Origin of the sequence: Collinsella sp. AM24-1 (assembly GCF_003470325.1) — a bacterium.
GTDB lineage: Bacteria > Actinomycetota > Coriobacteriia > Coriobacteriales > Coriobacteriaceae > Collinsella.
Genome location: NZ_QRHM01000006.1, coordinates 83,979 through 100,872, shown reverse-complemented (window position 1 = coordinate 100,872; position 16,894 = coordinate 83,979). Strand labels below are relative to the sequence as shown.

At 62.2% G+C, this 16,894-nt stretch carries 14 protein-coding genes; 3 read left to right on the top strand and 11 right to left on the bottom strand.

The window, feature by feature from the left end:
- Nucleotides 1-70: 70 nt before the first annotated feature.
- The 5 genes from DW661_RS03740 to DW661_RS03720 all read right to left on the bottom strand — a co-directional run bounded on the left by DW661_RS03740 (nt 71) and on the right by DW661_RS03720 (nt 4,381).
- Nucleotides 71-826, bottom strand: a complete 756-nt coding sequence (locus DW661_RS03740; protein ID WP_117630019.1) for a PRC-barrel domain containing protein — start codon at nt 824-826, stop codon at nt 71-73.
- On the bottom strand, nt 826-1,215 hold the full coding sequence (locus tag DW661_RS03735; protein WP_117630034.1) for a YtxH domain-containing protein: 390 nt from the start codon (nt 1,213-1,215) through the stop codon (nt 826-828). Before DW661_RS03735 ends, DW661_RS03740 begins: the two co-directional genes overlap by 1 nt.
- Before the next feature lie 136 nt (nt 1,216-1,351).
- Nucleotides 1,352-2,185 (bottom strand): hypothetical protein, encoded by an 834-nt coding sequence (locus tag DW661_RS10290; RefSeq protein ID WP_233504106.1) that lies wholly within the window; start codon nt 2,183-2,185, stop codon nt 1,352-1,354.
- A 24-nt stretch (nt 2,186-2,209) separates the two neighbouring features.
- Nucleotides 2,210-3,583, bottom strand: a complete 1,374-nt coding sequence (locus tag DW661_RS03725; protein ID WP_117630020.1) for a hemolysin family protein — start codon at nt 3,581-3,583, stop codon at nt 2,210-2,212.
- Nucleotides 3,584-3,697: 114 nt separating this feature from the next.
- Nucleotides 3,698-4,381 (bottom strand): hemolysin III family protein, encoded by a 684-nt coding sequence (locus tag DW661_RS03720; RefSeq protein ID WP_199584844.1) that lies wholly within the window; start codon nt 4,379-4,381, stop codon nt 3,698-3,700.
- 186 nt (nt 4,382-4,567) lie between these two features.
- On the opposite strand from DW661_RS03720, the gene DW661_RS03715 reads away from it, so the two are divergent.
- On the top strand, nt 4,568-5,533 hold the full coding sequence (locus DW661_RS03715; RefSeq protein ID WP_118934694.1) for an alpha/beta hydrolase: 966 nt from the start codon (nt 4,568-4,570) through the stop codon (nt 5,531-5,533).
- 250 nt (nt 5,534-5,783) lie between these two features.
- Here DW661_RS03715 and DW661_RS03710 read toward each other — a convergent pair whose 3' ends face one another.
- From DW661_RS03710 to DW661_RS03685, 6 genes are all read right to left on the bottom strand, one after another.
- Complete coding sequence (locus DW661_RS03710) at nt 5,784-6,989, bottom strand: DUF362 domain-containing protein (protein WP_118934692.1); 1,206 nt, start codon at nt 6,987-6,989, stop codon at nt 5,784-5,786.
- 218 nt (nt 6,990-7,207) lie between these two features.
- Nucleotides 7,208-9,874: an ABC transporter permease gene (locus DW661_RS03705; protein WP_118934691.1), complete on the bottom strand. Its 2,667-nt coding sequence runs from the start codon at nt 9,872-9,874 to the stop codon at nt 7,208-7,210.
- Between the two features lie 8 nt (nt 9,875-9,882).
- Nucleotides 9,883-10,596 (bottom strand): ABC transporter ATP-binding protein, encoded by a 714-nt coding sequence (locus DW661_RS03700; protein ID WP_118934689.1) that lies wholly within the window; start codon nt 10,594-10,596, stop codon nt 9,883-9,885.
- Between the two features lie 224 nt (nt 10,597-10,820).
- Complete coding sequence (locus tag DW661_RS03695) at nt 10,821-12,026, bottom strand: ABC transporter permease (protein WP_118934687.1); 1,206 nt, start codon at nt 12,024-12,026, stop codon at nt 10,821-10,823.
- Nucleotides 12,013-13,200 carry an ABC transporter permease gene (locus DW661_RS03690; RefSeq protein ID WP_118377523.1) on the bottom strand — a complete coding sequence of 396 codons (1,188 nt, stop codon included), beginning with the start codon at nt 13,198-13,200 and terminating at the stop codon, nt 12,013-12,015. The genes DW661_RS03695 and DW661_RS03690 overlap by 14 nt, the downstream gene beginning before the upstream one ends.
- A 9-nt stretch (nt 13,201-13,209) precedes the next feature.
- Nucleotides 13,210-14,148, bottom strand: a complete 939-nt coding sequence (locus DW661_RS03685; protein WP_118328604.1) for an ABC transporter ATP-binding protein — start codon at nt 14,146-14,148, stop codon at nt 13,210-13,212.
- A 211-nt stretch (nt 14,149-14,359) separates the two neighbouring features.
- On the opposite strand from DW661_RS03685, the gene DW661_RS03680 reads away from it, so the two are divergent.
- Together DW661_RS03680 and DW661_RS03675 are read left to right on the top strand one after the other, a co-directional pair.
- The gene (locus tag DW661_RS03680; RefSeq protein WP_158568409.1) at nt 14,360-15,505 is read left to right on the top strand and encodes a sensor histidine kinase; all 1,146 of its coding nucleotides are present in this window, start codon (nt 14,360-14,362) and stop codon (nt 15,503-15,505) included.
- Complete coding sequence (locus DW661_RS03675) at nt 15,502-16,131, top strand: response regulator transcription factor (protein ID WP_117803505.1); 630 nt, start codon at nt 15,502-15,504, stop codon at nt 16,129-16,131. The genes DW661_RS03680 and DW661_RS03675 overlap by 4 nt, the downstream gene beginning before the upstream one ends.
- Nucleotides 16,132-16,894 lie beyond the last annotated feature (763 nt).

Sequence of the window (16,894 nt, the reverse complement as noted above, 5' to 3'; positions counted from 1 at the left end):
GCCCTCCCCCATAAACACAGCGAGCCGGAGCAACATGTCTCCGGCTCGCCTCCCATCATTTGGTACGTCTCTATTTGCTAGCTTTTGACGAGCCCCCGCTCGCCTTTTGATATTCGTCCTTAAAGGCCTTGAACATACCGCGCGTCTTGCCGAGCTGCTTGCCCAGTGCGCGGCTGCCCTTGTCCACGGCGACCGATCCCTTGTCATCGAGCACCTTGGCGCCCTTCTTGACCTTATCGCCCACCACGACACTGGCCTCGGCAGCCTTGGCGGCCGCGCCGCCCGAATACCCGAGCGTCTTGACCTCGTCCGAGACAATCATCGCGCCGTTCTCGTAGCCGCGCAGCATCGTCGGCGGCACCTGCGTGTCGCCCACCAGCACACTCGAAGCGGCACCGGCGGTCACGTAGAACATCTGCACAATACCCGAGCGCGGCTTGAACTCAACGTCCGAGCAGTAGCCCACGACATCGCCCGATTCCGTGCGCACGTCCATGCCAACCCAGATGATGCAATCGTCCAGGTTGATATCGAGGCGCTTGGCCGCGGCGGCATCGTAGGTGCCCTTGACGTCGTCGACCGCGACGGCACCCTCATAGACGCCGATGGCATCGAGCGCCACAAAGCGGTCGGGACGCTCGATCATACCCGCGATATCGGACTGGCGGACCATAAAGCCCACCACGCGCGTGCCGCCCGGGGTAAAGACGGGAAAGTGAATCTTGCCGAGCTTTTTAGGGCTGCGCGGCGTGCCGTCCTTTTTGGTGCGCTTGTCTTCGGCAGGCTTACGATAAACCTTGACGCCGACAAAATCCCCTGCGCGCATTATGCCTCGGTCGAGGGCTCCGTGGCCTCGGTGTCGGCCTCGGCGACGTTCTCGACCACGACGTCGGCAGCGGGCGTCACGTTGCCGCCCGAGATAGCGTCGTTGAGCTGCTCGCGAAGCTGGTCCATGCGCTCGCGGGCCAGGTCGACCTTGGCGCGCAGGTCGTCGGTCTTGGCGTCGACCATCGGGCCAAAGTCATTCACCGCGGCACGGGCCTCCTCGGCGCTGTGCTCGTAGGTGTCGCGCATATTGTCCCAGGCGTCGTTGGCGATATCGGCAGCCATGGCGCGGGTCTCGGCGCCCGAGCGCGGGGCCAGAGCAACACCGATAATAGCGCCGGCAGCAGCACCAAAAAGTGCGCCGGAGACAAAGCTGAAAGTCTTACCCATGATCATTCCTCTCCTGCGGGCACGTCGGTGCCCACCGTTTGAATGCTGTCCATTATACCCGCAGCGCATCACTTGCCGCTCCGCTCATCTGCGTACGGCAAAGACGCAGGTACGTGATGGTGATAAACGCGTAGGCCTACTCCTGAGGCATAGCCGGCATGGCCACCGTGGCACCCGGGTCCTCGCCGGCGCCGTCCACGAGCGGCAGGCCGCCCTCATGCGCAGGTCCTGCCGGAACCGTCGCCGCACCGCCAAAGACGGCAGCGGAGGCCTCGTGGTTCTCGGCAACCGCGCCCTCGGTATCAATCGCCACCTGGGGCTCGTCGTCAAAGTTGGGGACGCCCTGGGGCTCGGTGGGAACGGGCTCGGCGGTCGCATCGGCAACGGGCTCGGCGTCGACCGGCACATCGCCCTCGTCAGCGCCCTCGTCCTCGGCAGCATCTTCGCCGTTCGCAGCAGCGACGGCCTCGTGAGGATCCTTGCCCTCGGCCTCGGCGCGCATGCCCAGCACCAGGTTGCGCAGGCCCGCGACCGTGCCTTCCACGTCGGGGGCAGGCTGGTCGGCGTGCAGGTACGCCCAGTCCATCATAAAGGTGGCCGACGACAGCGCACCGATGGCCAGTGCGTCGTCGGGGCACGAAAGCTCGACCTCAAAGACACGCTCGTCATGCTCGCTTACGCGCGTGCGGCCGCACGAGATGCTACCGGCAAGACCGGTCTCGTTCATGAGCTCGACCGTCACGTGCTCAAGCAGATGGCAGAGCTCGGTCTGACCCATGCAGTCCTGGAACTCGCGGCCGGAATCGCCCAGGCACAGGTGCTTGGCAATCGCGGGCACCAGGTAGTACACGCGCGCCGTGGCCTCGATGTCCTCCGAGGTCATGAGCGGCATGCCGGGGTTCACCAGCACATGCGCGCAGATCTTGTCCTCACTGACGGTGACCTTAAGGATGTTGAACAGGCCTGCCATAACTCTCCCCTACTCTTCCTTGTCCTACTCGTCGCCATCGTGCGAGTCCACAGAGCCCGCACCCGACGTCGTCGGCTCGTCTACCGAAGACTCGGAATCCTTCTTATCGGTTTCGGCCGGAGCGATCACGCGAATGAGCGAGATGCGCTGGCCACGCATCGACTGCACTTTAAACTTGTACCCCGCGACCTCAAACACCTCTCCGATGTCGGGCACCGAGTCGCAAAGCTCCAAAATCCAGCCGGCGATGGTCTCATAATCATCGCTTTCCTCAAGCGGCCAACCAAGCTCAATCGCGTCATCGCACGAAAAACGCCCATCAACGAGCCACTCGCGGCGCGAAAGGCGCGTGAGGTACTTGTTGTCGGGGTCGAACTCGTCCTCGATCTCGCCCACGATCTCCTCGACGATGTCCTCGATGGTGATGATGCCGGCCGTGCCGCCGTACTCATCCACGACGACCACGATCTGGTCGTGCGAGGTCTGCATCTCGGACAGCAGCGGCAGGATGTCCTTGGTGTCGGGCACAAAGGTGGCGTCGCGCAAAAAGCCGGCGATGGGCTGGTCGCCCTTGCCGTCGAGCGCGGGCTGGATCAGGTCCTTGATGTGCGCGATGCCCGCGACGTTGTCGGGGTCCTCGTGATAGACGGGGATGCGGCTGAAGCCGGTCTGGCGCATGGTGGATAGCACGCTGGCGACCGTCTCGTCGTCCTCGCACATGGTGGTGTCCACGCGCGGCACCATGACCTCGCGGGCAACGGTGTCGCCCAGGTCAAAGATCTCGTGGATCATGCGCTTTTCCTCGTCGAGCAGGTCGTCCTGCTCCGAGACCATGTACTTGATCTCTTCTTCCGAGACGTTCTGACGGTCGTCGGCACTCTTGATACGCAAGATGCGGGCCAGGCCATCGGAGCAAGCGCCAGTCAGCCACACGAGCGGACGGGCGATCTTCTGGAACACGGAAAGCGGGCCCACGACCTGCTTGGACACGCCCTCGGCATTGGCCAGGCCGATGCGCTTGGGGACGAGCTCGCCGATCACGATGGACACGAAGGCGACCGCGACGGTGATGATGACCGGCGCCAGGCCGCGCGCGATGGCGGAGAGCGGCGCGATGCCAAAGCTCATGAGCCACGTGGCAAGCGGGTCGGACAGGCTCGTCGAGGCGACGGCGGACGAGGCGAAGCCCACGAGCGTGATGGCGACCTGGATGGTGGCGAGCAGCTGGTCGGAGTCGGCGGCCAGCTTAATGGCACGCTCGGCGCGCTTGTCGCCTTCCTCGGCCTCATGCTCCAGCACGGCGCGCTTGGCCGTGGTGAGCGCCATCTCGGACATAGAGAAGTAGCCGTTGATGAGGGTCAAAACGAGGGTGGTGATAAGGGAGATGGTTATGTCCATCGGGAGTTTCTCGAACCTCCAAGATTCGGGACGTTGGGTAGTAAGCGTAGGTGACGGATAGGGCAGTTGCGCCCGGCGGCCGCTTGGATAGGTCCGCGGGCACAGACGCGATCGCTAGATTACGAAGAGAATCACCGCCATGAACTGGAAGATGCTGCCGGCGAGCACCCACAGGTGAAACACGCTGTGCAGATAGCGCACGTTTTTGGCGATGTAGAACGGCACGCCCACGGTGTAGCACACGCCGCCGACGGCGAGCAGGGCAAGCGCCACGGGGTTGAGCAGCGATACGAGCTCGGGCAGCTTAAAGACGACAAGCCAGCCCATCAGCAGGTAGACCAGGCCGCATACCCAGTGCGGTTGACGCTCGCGCATAAAGCACTCGAGGGCGATGCCGATAATGGCGATGGCCCATACGGCGAAGAACAGCGCAGCGCCGCCGTCGTTTGCGAGCGTGATGAGGCAAAACGGCGTATAGCTGCCGGCTATGAGCAGGTAGATGCAGCTGTGGTCGATGATGCGAAACACGCGCTTGGCGCGCGCAGGCTGAATCGCGTGGTAGAGCGTGGAGGCTAGGTATTCGAGGATAATGCTGACACCATAGACAATCGCCGCGGCCATGTGGGCCGGGCCTCCGCCGCGCAGGGCAGCGAATACGATCAGGAGCACCAGGCCCGCGATACCCAGCAGGCAGCCGACACCATGGGTGACGGAGTTCATGATCTCCTCGCCCACCGTGTAGTGTGGAACGGCCGCGATCTTGGGTCGCGGCTTGGAACTGTCGCTCGAATCGGACATGCCGGTTACATCCTCCAATGTAAAGAGTTCTCAACACTATATCAAAGCGTCTGGGTACGTGCGAAATTTGCACCATACGTGACCCTTTGTTTACCCATTCTTTGCCTGTTGACGCATCAACGGCGAACGTCCATAATGCGCTTGCATTAAATGTTGATGCATTAACATCTTATAGGAGAATACCGCATGGCTCAAAACGCACATTCCCATCGAAAGCTCAAGATAGCCGGCATCGTTGCACTGGTGGTTGTCATTGCGCTGCTCGGATTTGCCGGCAACTTTCTGTTTGACTTCGCGCTGAATCCCCGCGCGCCATACACCATGAAGATGATGCAGGACGGCAAGGACGACAAAGAAAGTGAGCAGCCGGATGCCGAGGGAACCGAGGCGCGGGCATGGTTTAAAGAGAACCGCGAGAGCAGCAGCCTCACCGCAGATGACGGAACCGAACTTGCCGCTTGGTATTTTGCCGCCCCAGAGAGCACGCACAATTACGCTATCTGCCTACACGGATACACCGATGAGCCCATCGGCATGGCCCGATACGTCAAACGATTCCACGACCGCGGCATGAACGTACTCGCACCCGCCGCCCGCGCCCACGAGCGCTCCGGCGGCGACTATATCGGCATGGGCTGGCCCGAGCGGCTCGATGTCGTTGCATGGATTGGGCGGATCGTTCAGGCTGACCCCGAGGCGCGCATCCTGGTCTTTGGCGAGTCGATGGGTGCGGCAACCGCCATGGACGTCGCGGGGGAATCTCTGCCCGCAAACGTGAAATGCATTATCGAGGACTGCGGTTATACAAGTGTTTGGGACGAGTTTTCCCTGCAGCTCAAGGACGTGTTCGGCCTGCCCAGCTTTCCCTTGCTCGATGTAGCAAACTTGGTGTGCGACGCGCGCGCGGGCTACGACTTTCATAAGGCGAGCAGTGTGGAACAACTCAAACACGCGACGGTTCCCATGTTGTTCATCCACGGCGACCAGGACACCTTTGTGCCGTACGACATGCTCGACCAAAACTACGACGCGTGCGCCAGCAAGGTCAAGCAAAAGCTCACCATTCATGGCGCCACCCACGCCAAGAGTGCGCAAGTTGACCCCGAGCTCTACTGGAGCACGGTCGACGACTTCCTCGGAAAGAATTTTTAGGCAAAAAGCAACGTCCGGGGCTTTATCTGACCCCTATTTTCGAAAGTATGCGGCAAAATCTGGAACTGCCGACCAGACCGCAGTTTTATCAACAATTTATCAGGGGTTTTGTTGCCAAAAAACGTCGTGTGCTCGGCGGTCTCGAAATTTGCCGCATACTTCCGGAAAACCGCCCGCGAGCGCTGTGCTCGCGGGCGGTTTTTGCTTGAATTGCGCCACGAATGCGCTTGTTTTGTCCAATAGCTAGGTGCTACTTGACCTCGATGAGCTCGTACTTGCTCGTGCCCAGGCCGATCTTCTCGGCATGCGCGATGCACGCGCGCCAGTCGGTGTCGGGATGCGTGATGCAGAAGGGGTCGCGCGCCTGCTCGCCCTCCAAATGCTCGTGGTTATGCTCCATCTTGGCCGCGCTGTCGGTAAGCTCGGTGTTAGGCAGCGGCTCGGATGCCATGACGGCATCGGCGCAGGCCTGGTCGATGGCGACCGGGTCGAAGCTCGCGAACATGCCGATGTCGTTGACGATGGGCGTGTCATTCTCGGGATGGCAGTCGCAGTTGGGGCTGATGTCCATGGCGAGCGAGATATGGAAGCTGGGGCGATCCTGGACAACGGCCTTCGTATACTCGGCGATCTTGTAGTTGAGTACGTCGGCCGCGGCGTCATAGTCGGGCTTGATGCAGTCCTGGTTGCACGCCGCAATGCAGCGTCCGCAGCCCACGCAGCGATCGTGGTCGATGGTAGCCACGTGAACCGTGCGGGTGCTGCCGTTGGCAAGCTCGCGCTCACGCGTACCGTCAAACGTGATGGCGCTGTGCGCGCAAATCTTCTCGCAGGCACGGCAACCTACGCAGTTGGTAGTATCGACGCTCGGCTTGCCGGCGGCATGCTGCTCCATCTTGCCGGCACGGCTGCCGCCTCCCATGCCCAGGTTCTTCATGGCGCCGCCAAAGCCCGCCTGCTCATGACCCTTAAAGTGCGTAAGGCTGATCACGATGTCGGCATCCATGAGTGCCTGGCCGATCTTTGCCTCGCGCACGTACTCGCCGCCCTCGACCGGAACGAGTGCCTCGTCGGTGCCCTTGAGGCCGTCTGCGATGATGATCTGGCAGCCCGTGGCATACGGGGTAAAGCCGTTCTGGTAGGCGGTGTCGATGTGCTCGAGCGCGTTTTTGCGGCTACCGACATAGAGCGTGTTGCAGTCGGTGAGGAAGGGCTTGCCGCCCAGCTCCTTGACGACATCCGCGACGGCGCGGGCGTAGTTGGGGCGCAAAAAGCTCAGATTGCCCAGCTCGCCAAAGTGAATCTTGATGGCGACGAACTTGTTCTCAAAGTCGATCTGCTCGATACCGGCGCGGCGAATGAGGCGCTTGAGTTTGTCGAGCTGGCTCTCGCGAGCATGCGTGCGCAGGTTGGTGAAGTACACCTTAGCGGGTGCTGCGGGTGCAGTTGCGGTCATATATCTATCCCCTCGGTCTATATGGCGTTACAGACATAAGAGGATGGTACCCGTTGAAGTAGGGTCGAAGTCAAGCGCAACACCGAGTCGTTAGGCACTCATTGGGGACAGACTTAAATGAGTACCGCCAGGGACAGTCCTTGCCAGCCCGGCCAGCGAGCCGGCGAATCGTCAAAGACTGTCCCCGATGACCAGTCATTTAAGAACGTCCCCGATGACTACTCTTGCACCTTGAGGGCCTCGGCTAGGCTGACGCGCTTGATAGAGCGCGTGTGCAGCAGCGCCACGACCAGGTAGGTCGCAAAGCCAATGCCGACGCATGCAGCCATGGACCAAGCGGGCACGTAGATCTCGATATTGCCGTTGTAGGCGAGCAGCATCGAGCGGAAGATGGCCGTGAGCGAGCCAATAATGACCGGCAGGCTCAGCACGAGCGACGCCGCCACGCACAGCGTGATCGAGCGGATGTACAGATGCGAGATCTCGCTATCTCGATAGCCAAAGACTTTCATATAGCTAATCGAACGGGCGCTGTGGTCGATCACCGCCTTGGTCAGCAGGTACATAAACAGCAGGAAGATAAACACCGCGAGCCCGACCATCATGCCGATCATTTTGCTCATCATGCCGATGAACTGGTCGCCCACGGCGCGCATGTCGTCGGGCGTGGTGTCGCCGGCAAAGTAGCGCGCGTCGAGGTCGAGCTTCTCGTCGCTCACATAGCCGTTAAAGTAGGCGGCATCGTTGTCGAACAGCTCGTTAAAGTCATCGATACTCATATAGATATTCATGTCCGACTTGGAGCCCCAGGCACAGTCCTTGCCCGCGTACTTAAGAGAATAATCCCGAGCCTCGTACTTGTCGCGAAGCTCGACCTTCTGGCCCTCGCTCCAGCCAAACTTATCGAGCAGACCGCCGCCAAAGACGACGCGCCCGTCGCCGACGTTGAGGTCTTTCCAATAGCGCGAATGAGATGAAATGCCGTAGACGGAAATCGTCTCCTCGCCATTACCATCGCCGCGGTCGTATTGCAGCTGGTAAACGGCATATTTCTCGGCCTGCGCGATTGCGCCCGCGCCGTTGTCGGTCGTATTGACCGGGTGGATATCGTCGTTGTCAGTGTCGATCTTAGAGGCCTTGTCGATCAGATCGATGGCCTCATCGCGGTTGCAGCCGAGGGCGTCGGCAAGATCGTCAAGGCGCGCGTAGAGCGCATCCTTCTTGTCCTGGACCTTGGCAAGCGCATCCTGCGCTGCGGTCAGGCTCTCGGCAGACGGAGATGCGGTCGCGGCATCGGCTGCCGTCTGCGCCGCATCGGCCGCGCCGTCAAGCTCGTCATCGGCATCCTGGGCGGCAGAAAGCAGCGCGCCGTCAACCGACTGCAAGCGCTCGAGTGCCGACCACTGCTCGCGCTCCTCGGCAGTGCCCTCGAGCTCCAGCGGCGCCTTGAGTGTGTACTGATGCTCGGCGACCAGGCTCGTCTCGAGGTTGTCCGCATAGTGCGTCATCGTGGGCAGGATCGCCAGACCAAAGAGCAAAAGCAGCGACCCAAACGCGATGCCCACGAAGAGCGTGGCGAAGTTGCCCAGGTTGCGCAGGAAGACGCGCAGGCGGAAGCGCGAGACAAAGCCCATGCGCTCCGGCAGCTGCAGGCCGCGCTTGGTGCCCGATTTGCCGCTCGCCTCGTGACGAAGGAACTGCAACGGCGTCTTGCCCATCTTGCGAAGCAGGCCCACCAGCGTGATGAGGATGAGCGCGGCGGCGGGAACCACGGCGCACTTCACAAAGATCTCCCAGCTCCAGTACACCTGGAAGGGCGGCAGGCTGTACGAGCCGTAGTAGAGACCGCGCATGGGCTCGGTAAAGAACGCAACGCCGAGAGCGGTGCCCAGTAGCGCCGCGGCCACGCCTACGATGGCGGGAAGCGCTAGGTAGTGCAGCACGATTTCGCGACGGCGATAGCCGCTGGCGAGCAGCGTGCCGATGATGGCGCTCTCCTCCTCGATGGTGGCGTCGGTGAGCACCACAAAGACAAACGCCATGATCACGATGATGATGTCGAGCAACGTCATCCACATCATGGAGTCGCCGTCCACGTCGTCGCGCGCATAGCCAATGCCCTGATTGGAATCGGCATCGATCAAATCGTCCACGCGCGCATCGGCATCGGTCAGCGCCTCGACCATATCCTGCTCCGCATCGATGCGATCCGCGGTGGGGAGATCGCGATCGGTAAAGGTAAAGGAGTAGGTGTAGGCAGGCGCGCCGCCGGCGTCCTCAAGCGCGGCAAAGCCGGCGTCGGTGACCTCGGCCACGCCGTACGTGATGGTGTTCACCGTAAAGTCCGAATTGTTGAGGAACAGCGCCTGGCTATCGGGCTGGGTCATGATGCCGCAGATGGTGTAGGTGCGGCCCTCAAGCTCGACCTTATCGCCCACGGCGAGGTCGTTGTTGGTGGCGAAAACACGGTCGATTGCCACCTCATCGTCCGTCTTGGGCTGCCTGCCCTCACAGTAGGACGCGATATCGACCTTGGTGCGGTGTGCATAGGTGCGCAGGGTGCGCTTGGTGCCGTCGTCGCCGGCGGTCTTTTTGATGATGGCGTCGATGGAGAAATTCTTGTAGAGCGTGACGCCGCCGACGTCGTCGGCTGCATCCTCGGCTGCCTTGAGCTGGTCTTTGGTGGCCTCGAAGGAGGTAGTCACGCGGCCGTCCTCGATCGTGTACTCGTCGCGCATGTCGTCGATGAGGCAGCCGATGGAATGCGCCGCGAGCAAAAAGCCCGAGGTAAGGGCGATGCTTCCGCACATAAGCAAAAAGATGCCCAGGTACTTGCCGATATTGCGGCGCAGCTCGCGCGGGAGACGTTTTGCGAGAGGTGTCATGGCGCCGCCTACCAATCGAGCTCGGCGGCCGCGACGGGTGACTCGTTGAGCTCATCCTCGACGATGCGCCCGTCGCGCAGGCGCAGCACGCGATTTGCCATGCGCGCGATGGCGGCATTGTGGGTGACAATGATGATGGTGCAGTCGTAGGTGCGGTTGACATCCTCCATGAGCTGCAAGATTTCCTTGGACGTCTTGTAGTCAAGCGCGCCCGTGGGCTCGTCGCACAGCAGCAGGCCTGGGTTTTTGACGAGTGCACGGCCGATGGCGCAGCGCTGCTGCTGGCCGCCCGAGACCTGGCGTGGGAACTTGTTGCGGTGCTCGTAGAGGCCCAGCGAACGCAGCAGGTCGTCGACATTGAGCGGGTTTTTGGACAGGTGCGCCGTGACCTCGATGTTTTCCTTGATGGTAAGGTTGGGCACCAGGTTGTAGAACTGGAAGACAAAGCCCAGCTCGCGGCGGCGGTACTCGCCCAGATCGGCAGGCTTGAGCGCGGTGAGGTCGCAGCCGTCCACCATGATGGAGCCGCCGTCGGCATCCTCCAGGCCGCCAATGAGGTTGAGAAAGGTCGACTTGCCCGAGCCCGAGGGCCCCAGCATGACGCAGATCTCGCCGCGGTTGATGGACGTGTCGATGCCATCGAGTACCGTCAGGCGCGCATCACCGTCGCCGTAGTGTTTCTTGAGCCCGTTGACCTGGACGTAGGCATGCTTTGTCGCCATGCTATCCCCCGTTGTTAGCCTTCTGCTACTTTTCTAGGGTAATAGTAAACCTGGGCGAACTATTTTTTAGCGACAGGCGCATTTTTTTCCAAACCAGTCATTGGGCACTCATTGGGGACAGACTTATATGACTGAAACCACTCATTTAAGTCTGTCCCCAATGAGTGCCGGGACTGTCCCCAAGTGCCAGCAGGAAAGGAACGTCCCCAAGTGACGGGTTACGGCTAGGCGTGGGATTTGGCGTGTGCGAGGGCTAGGCCTACGGCGGCGATGGCGGCGGCGAAGAGCACGGTGACGCCCAGGTCACAGACGATGTCGCCCAACACGGCAGACGTCAGGTCCGAGGCAAGCGCCTTGCCGATTGCGTCGTTCACCCAATACGTCGGCACAAAGTGCGCCACCGTCTGCACGGCCGAGCCCATGAGCGACAGCGGCATCCAGGCGCCGCCCAAAAACGTCATGAGCATGCCGAGCAGGTTGCCCACACCGTTGAGCAGCTCCTCGCGCGCGCCCAGGCTCGACAGCGTAAAGCCAACGGCCAGCGGCGTGCACGCCAGGGCAAACGTTGCCGCCAGCGCCAGGCACACGCGGCCCACGCCGACCTCGGCAACCGCGCCGGCAAAGCCCACGACGCCCATCATGCTCGACACAAGCCAGATGCAAACGGTGAGCACGGCGGCGGCCGCGAACACAGCGAGCGAACGCTGGCGCTCAGAGACCGGGCTGGCATCCATGCGGCGCACGCGCTCGGGCTCGTTCATGCCCGAAAACACCAGTCCCACCGACACGATGACCGACGAGATGATCGCGTACGCGCCAAAGTTGAAGTACGACTCGAGCGTGGTAGCAGCAGTCGAGTCGACCTTGACCTGCTCGATCTGGACCTCCGCGCGCTTTGCGGCCGCGTGCTCGGCGGCCCTTGCGACGTCACCGTTGGAGGCAGCGGGTTCAAGCGCCGCCGCAGCGCCCGCGAGCGAGATCCAGCGCGAGGCCTCGGCGGACGAAAGCGCCGCCGCCATGGTGCCAGAGCCGTAGGTCACATCGAGCTTGGGCAAGTCCTCCCCCGCACGGGCGGCCGCAACAAGATCGTCCTCAAACCCCTCCGGGATAAAGAACACGCAATCGGCGCTGCCCTTGGCGCTGTTGCTCTTGGAGAGCGCGTCCGCAAGGTCGTACGTGTCGTCGCCGACGCCCGTGACCAGGTGAAAGCGCGAACCCAGGTGCCTGGTAAGTGCCCGCGAAAGATCGCTGCCGTCGCGGTCGACCACAATCACGTTGGCGTCGTAGGGCTTGTACTCGGTCAGCTGCGACGAGTTCCAGCTCACCGAGGCCGCGATGAATACGCCCATGAGCGAGATGAACACCGTATAGATGAGCAGGTAGAACGGGTGCGCCAGCGCCATGCGAAGCGCAGTCTTAAAGGTGCTCATAGCGGCTCCTTCCAAAGATCAGCGTAGCGGCGGCAACGAACAGCAGCGCCATAAGGACCAGCGCGCCGGCGCGAACGGCAAAGGGGCCCAGGTCCTCAAAGAAATACAGGCGGTTGAACATGTCGCAGATGAGCTTGACGGGGTTGAACCAGCACTCGGCCGGGCAGGCGTGGGCGACGTCGTCGGCAAGCGCCATCGCCGGCTCGCCGTAGAGGCCGGCGAACAGGGCGCACGTGGTAGCAAAGCCCGTAAGGATGCCCGACTTGGACGCCTTGCCACCCTTAACGGGAAGCGTGCCCACAAAGAGCCCCAGGCCCGTGGCGGCAAGCGCGGATACAGCACCGCCCAGCAGGCACAGCCCCTCGCGCCCGCCAAAGTCGACGCCAACGACTAGGCGCACGTAACCAATCGCGATCGTCATCGAGGCGAAGGAGACCAGCCACGAGCCGACAAAAATGCCGGCCAGCGACGCCGTCTTGGAAAGGCCGCCCACGCAGCGGCGCGCGCCAAGGCCCGACAGATTGGGCTGCAGGTCGACGACGCTCAAGGCGGCAAACTCGGCAGACATCATCGCGACCAGGCCAAAAAGCGCGTAATAGTAGATGACCGTGCCATCGGGCGTGGTGCGTGTCAGGCTCACACGGCGGGTGCCGCCCTCGAGCGACAGGGCGCGCGCAACCGCCTCGGGGTCGGCGAGCGCCGCCGGGTTGTCCTGGGCAATCTGGGACATGAGCTCGGCATTTTGTGTATACGAGCTTGCCACCGTCTCAAGGATGCTGCGGTCGGTGAGCACCGACGAGGCGCGCGAGCCGTCATAGCTCGAGAGCAGCGTGAGCTTGGGCGTGCCCGCAGCGTCGACCGTATAGATGCCCGCGACCTCGCCGGACTTGAGCGCACGGTTCGCGGCGTCCACATCCTCGCACTCGTGGATCTCGAGCAGCTGATCGTTGTCTTCCTTGGCAAGCGACGTCGCCACGCCCTTAAAGGTCGAAGCGTCCCAAGCCTCGTCCGCCACGACGGCAACCGGCACCGGGTCGATCTTGCCGTCGGAGCTGAGGTTAGCAAACATAAACATGAACATCGTGGAAAGTGCGACGGGAAAGAGAGCACCCCAGACCCACGTGCTCGGCCGGCGCAGCAGCGTCTTGACCGTAGTGATGATGGTGTTGAACATGGCTGCCCCCTAGTCGCGCAGCTCGCGGCCGGTGATCTCGAGGAACACGTCGTTGAGGGTCGGCGGTTCGGAATAAATGCGGCCGAGCGCCACGTCATGCGAACGCAGCACATCGAGAATGTCCGTCAGGTTATGCGGGCTCGCCTCGCACGAAAATGTGAGCTGGCCCGCCGTCGCCGACAGGTCCAGGACATGCGGCAGGCTCGCGACGGCACCGAGCGCCGCGCTCGGCACCTCGCCGACCTCGATCACGATCTTCTCGCCCATCTGAATCATGCGCTTGAGCTCGTCGTTGGTGCCCTGCGCCAGCACGCGCCCGCCGTCCATGATCATGATGCGGCTGCAGATCTGCTCGACTTCCTCCATGTAATGGCTGGTGTACACCACCGTGGCGCCCTCGTCGCGCAGGCGGCAGATGCCCTCCAGGATGGCGTTGCGGCTCTGCGGATCGACTGCCACCGTGGGCTCGTCAAAGAAGATGAGCTCGGGCTTGTGCGCGATGCCACAGGCAATGTTGAGGCGGCGTGCCAAGCCGCCCGAGAGCTTTCCGGGACGAAACTTGGTAAAGTCGCCCAGGCCGACAAAGTCGATCGCCTCGTCCACCAGCGCGCGGCGGCGCTTGCGGTCGTTGACGTAGAGGCTGCAGAAATAGTCGATGTTTTCGCGCACGGTGAGCTCGTCGAACACCGCCACCTGCTGTGGCACCACGCCGACGCGACGCTTAAGGTCGTAGCGGGTGGGCGTCATGGGCTCGCCGAACAGCTCAATGGTGCCTTTGTCGTAGGCAAGCAGCTGCAAGATACAGTTGATGGACGTGGTTTTGCCCGAGCCGTTGGGGCCCAGCAGGCCAAAGATCTCGCCGGGGGCGATGCTCAGGTTAAAGTGGTCGAGCGCAATAAGGTCATCGTAGCGCTTGACGAGGTTTTCGACGTGGACGATGTCTGTCATGAGGCGGCCCTTCTGTTGGTCGTGGCCCGGTACGATTGCATCATCGCAGGAGCGGACGGCGCGCACCAGTGAGCTTTGTCACGAGTGCGAGGGGGCGGAGGCGAAACCCCCGCTCGCGCGAGCGATCGACGCCGCTTTGCCGCGCGGGAGGAATGTCACGGTTGCCCCGGGCGGCGCCTCCCCCGCGCGCGGCTTCGCGTACAATACCCGTATGAACAGGCTTTTCGACAAATCGATCGTGCTGGCGTGCTGCATTGCGGCCGCCACGGGCCTTGCTGTGGACGCTCGCCTGGTCGCGGCGTTTTGCCTTGGCGTTATTGCCACCTCGCTGGCCGAGCTCGCACAGAAGGAACGCACGAGCCGCACAAGCGAGGCCGCGAGCTACGCTTACATCATCGCGGCTGTCTTCGTGCCGCCGTTTGTGCCGTTTGCGCCCCTCGCCCTCTATGACATCGCGCGGCGCGTGCGCCGTGAACGCGTTTGGGTCGCGCTGGGCATTGGCGTCGCCTTTGTCTTTGCACTCGTCGCGGACCTTCGCGCCGACGCGCTTGCCGCTCGAACGCTCCTGCTGACCGCCATCCTTTCAGTCGCCGCCACCCTACTGTCACTGCGTACCGCCCAGTTGGAGCGCGAGCAGCAGCGCATGCGCCGCATCCGCGACGAGCTGCAGGAACGAGCCCTCGCGCTCGAAGCGCGCAACCGTGACCTTGCCGACCGCCAGGACTACGAAGTCGAGCTCGCGACACTCGCCGAACGCGCCCGCATCGCGCGCGAGATCCACGATAGCGTTGGCCACCAACTTACACGTGCCTCGCTGCAGACCGAGGCCCTGCGCGTCGTGCACGCCGACGAGCCCAGGGTTGCCGCCGATTTCGCCGACGTCAAGCACACCGTTGACGAGGCGCTCCAACTTGTGCGCGCCAGCGTCCACGCGCTCAATGACACTGCCGCCGACCTCTCCGTACAGCTCGAGTGCATCGTGGAAGGCGCGTGCTCAGATGGCGGCCCGCAGATTGAGCTTGAGGTTTTGGCCGAGCATGCGCCCGCCAACATCACCAACTGCTTTGCGGCGGTCCTGCGCGAGGTGCTCTCCAACACCATGCGCCACGCCCGCGCGCAAAACGTTGTTGTGCGATGCTTGGAGCATCCATCGTTTTACCAGCTCATCGTTACCGACGATGGCACGGGCGGGACCCAGACGGGCGGTCGCGGCATCGCCGAGGGCATGGGGCTCGGCTCCATGCGCGAGCGCGTCGAGGCGCTTGGCGGCACCTTCACCGCCGGCCCGCGCGCCGGCGCCGGCGGCTGGCGTGTGTTTGCCACCGTTCCCAAACAGCAAGGAGATGAGGCCCGATGAGGCTCATAGTTGTCGACGACGACCGTTTGGTGGTCGATTCGCTCAAGATTATCCTGGGCGCACAGCCGCAGATCGAGGTGGTGGGTACCGGCGCCAATGGCGACGACGCGGTCGCGCTCTACGCCGAGCACGCGCCCGATATCGCGCTACTCGACATCCAGATGCCGGGGCGCGACGGCCTTTCGGCGGCACGCGAGATCCTCGAGCGCGACCCTGCGGCGCGCGTGGTGTTTCTGACAACATTCTCGGATGACGAGTACATTGTGTCGGCGCTCAAACTGGGCGCCCGCGGCTACCTGATCAAAACCGATGTCGCCGCCATTCCACCGGCACTGGCGCAGGTCATGGACGGCAAACGCGTGCTCGAGGGCAAGGCGATCGAGGACATCGATTTTGACGGGACAGGCGCCGATGCCAGCACGCCTCGCCGACCCGCCGCCTTTGCCAGCCTGACCGACCGTGAGTTCGAAGTCGCCGAGCTCATCGCCCGCGGCCTCGATAACAAGGAGATTGCCGCCGCCGCTTACATGGGCGAAGGCACCGTACGCAACCACATCAGCTCGATCCTTGCCAAAATGGGCCTACGCAACCGCACGCAGATCGCCATCGCCTACCTGCGAGGGTAATTGCCCAACAACCGACCACCCCGGCATAGCAAAATGGCTGCTATCGATTTAATGCCATTTCAAAACTATGCCGGTTTACTACGATGAATCGCCCACCTTCGACCACGGCAAATTGCACGCTTCCAAAACCGCAGGTAGAACGCTTGCGATATTTAGAAAAATGCAGTCATGGTCGGGAATGTCGAGTTCATCGTAGTAAACCGGCATAGTTTTGTTCGGGCGGCCCTGCGCGAGTGCCTCCGCAAGCCTTGCGAGACCAAAATGATCTGCTTTCTTCCGCCCGCGGAGATCGGCTGACGGCGCCCGCCACGAAATGGGCCCATCTACTACGTTTGATCCGATACCCCTGACCATAGCCGCGTTTCATGAAAAATCGCAGGCGTTCTACCTGCGGTTTTCATTTCACATTACTTGCCGTGGTCGAGGGCTGCCGCCTAAACATAGTAGATGGGCCCATTTCGTGGCAGACGGGTCACGCGGCAGCCCTCGCAAGGCAAAAATGATCCGTTTCCCTCTGTCCACGGGAGATCAAAGGCTGTTACTGATATGGTGCCATTTCAAAACTATGCCGGTTTACGGGGCTAAAGTCGGAGCCCTCATCCATACCCCCTATCTTTGAAAAACAGCAAGCAGTCTACCTGCGGTTTTATTATCTTGGTTTTCGATATGGTCGGAGGTTCGCTATCCAGTCCCGTAATCCGGCATAGTTTTGTTCGCAGCGGCACAACCGCGCGCTCACGCGCGGGGCCGGCGGGGCATTTTT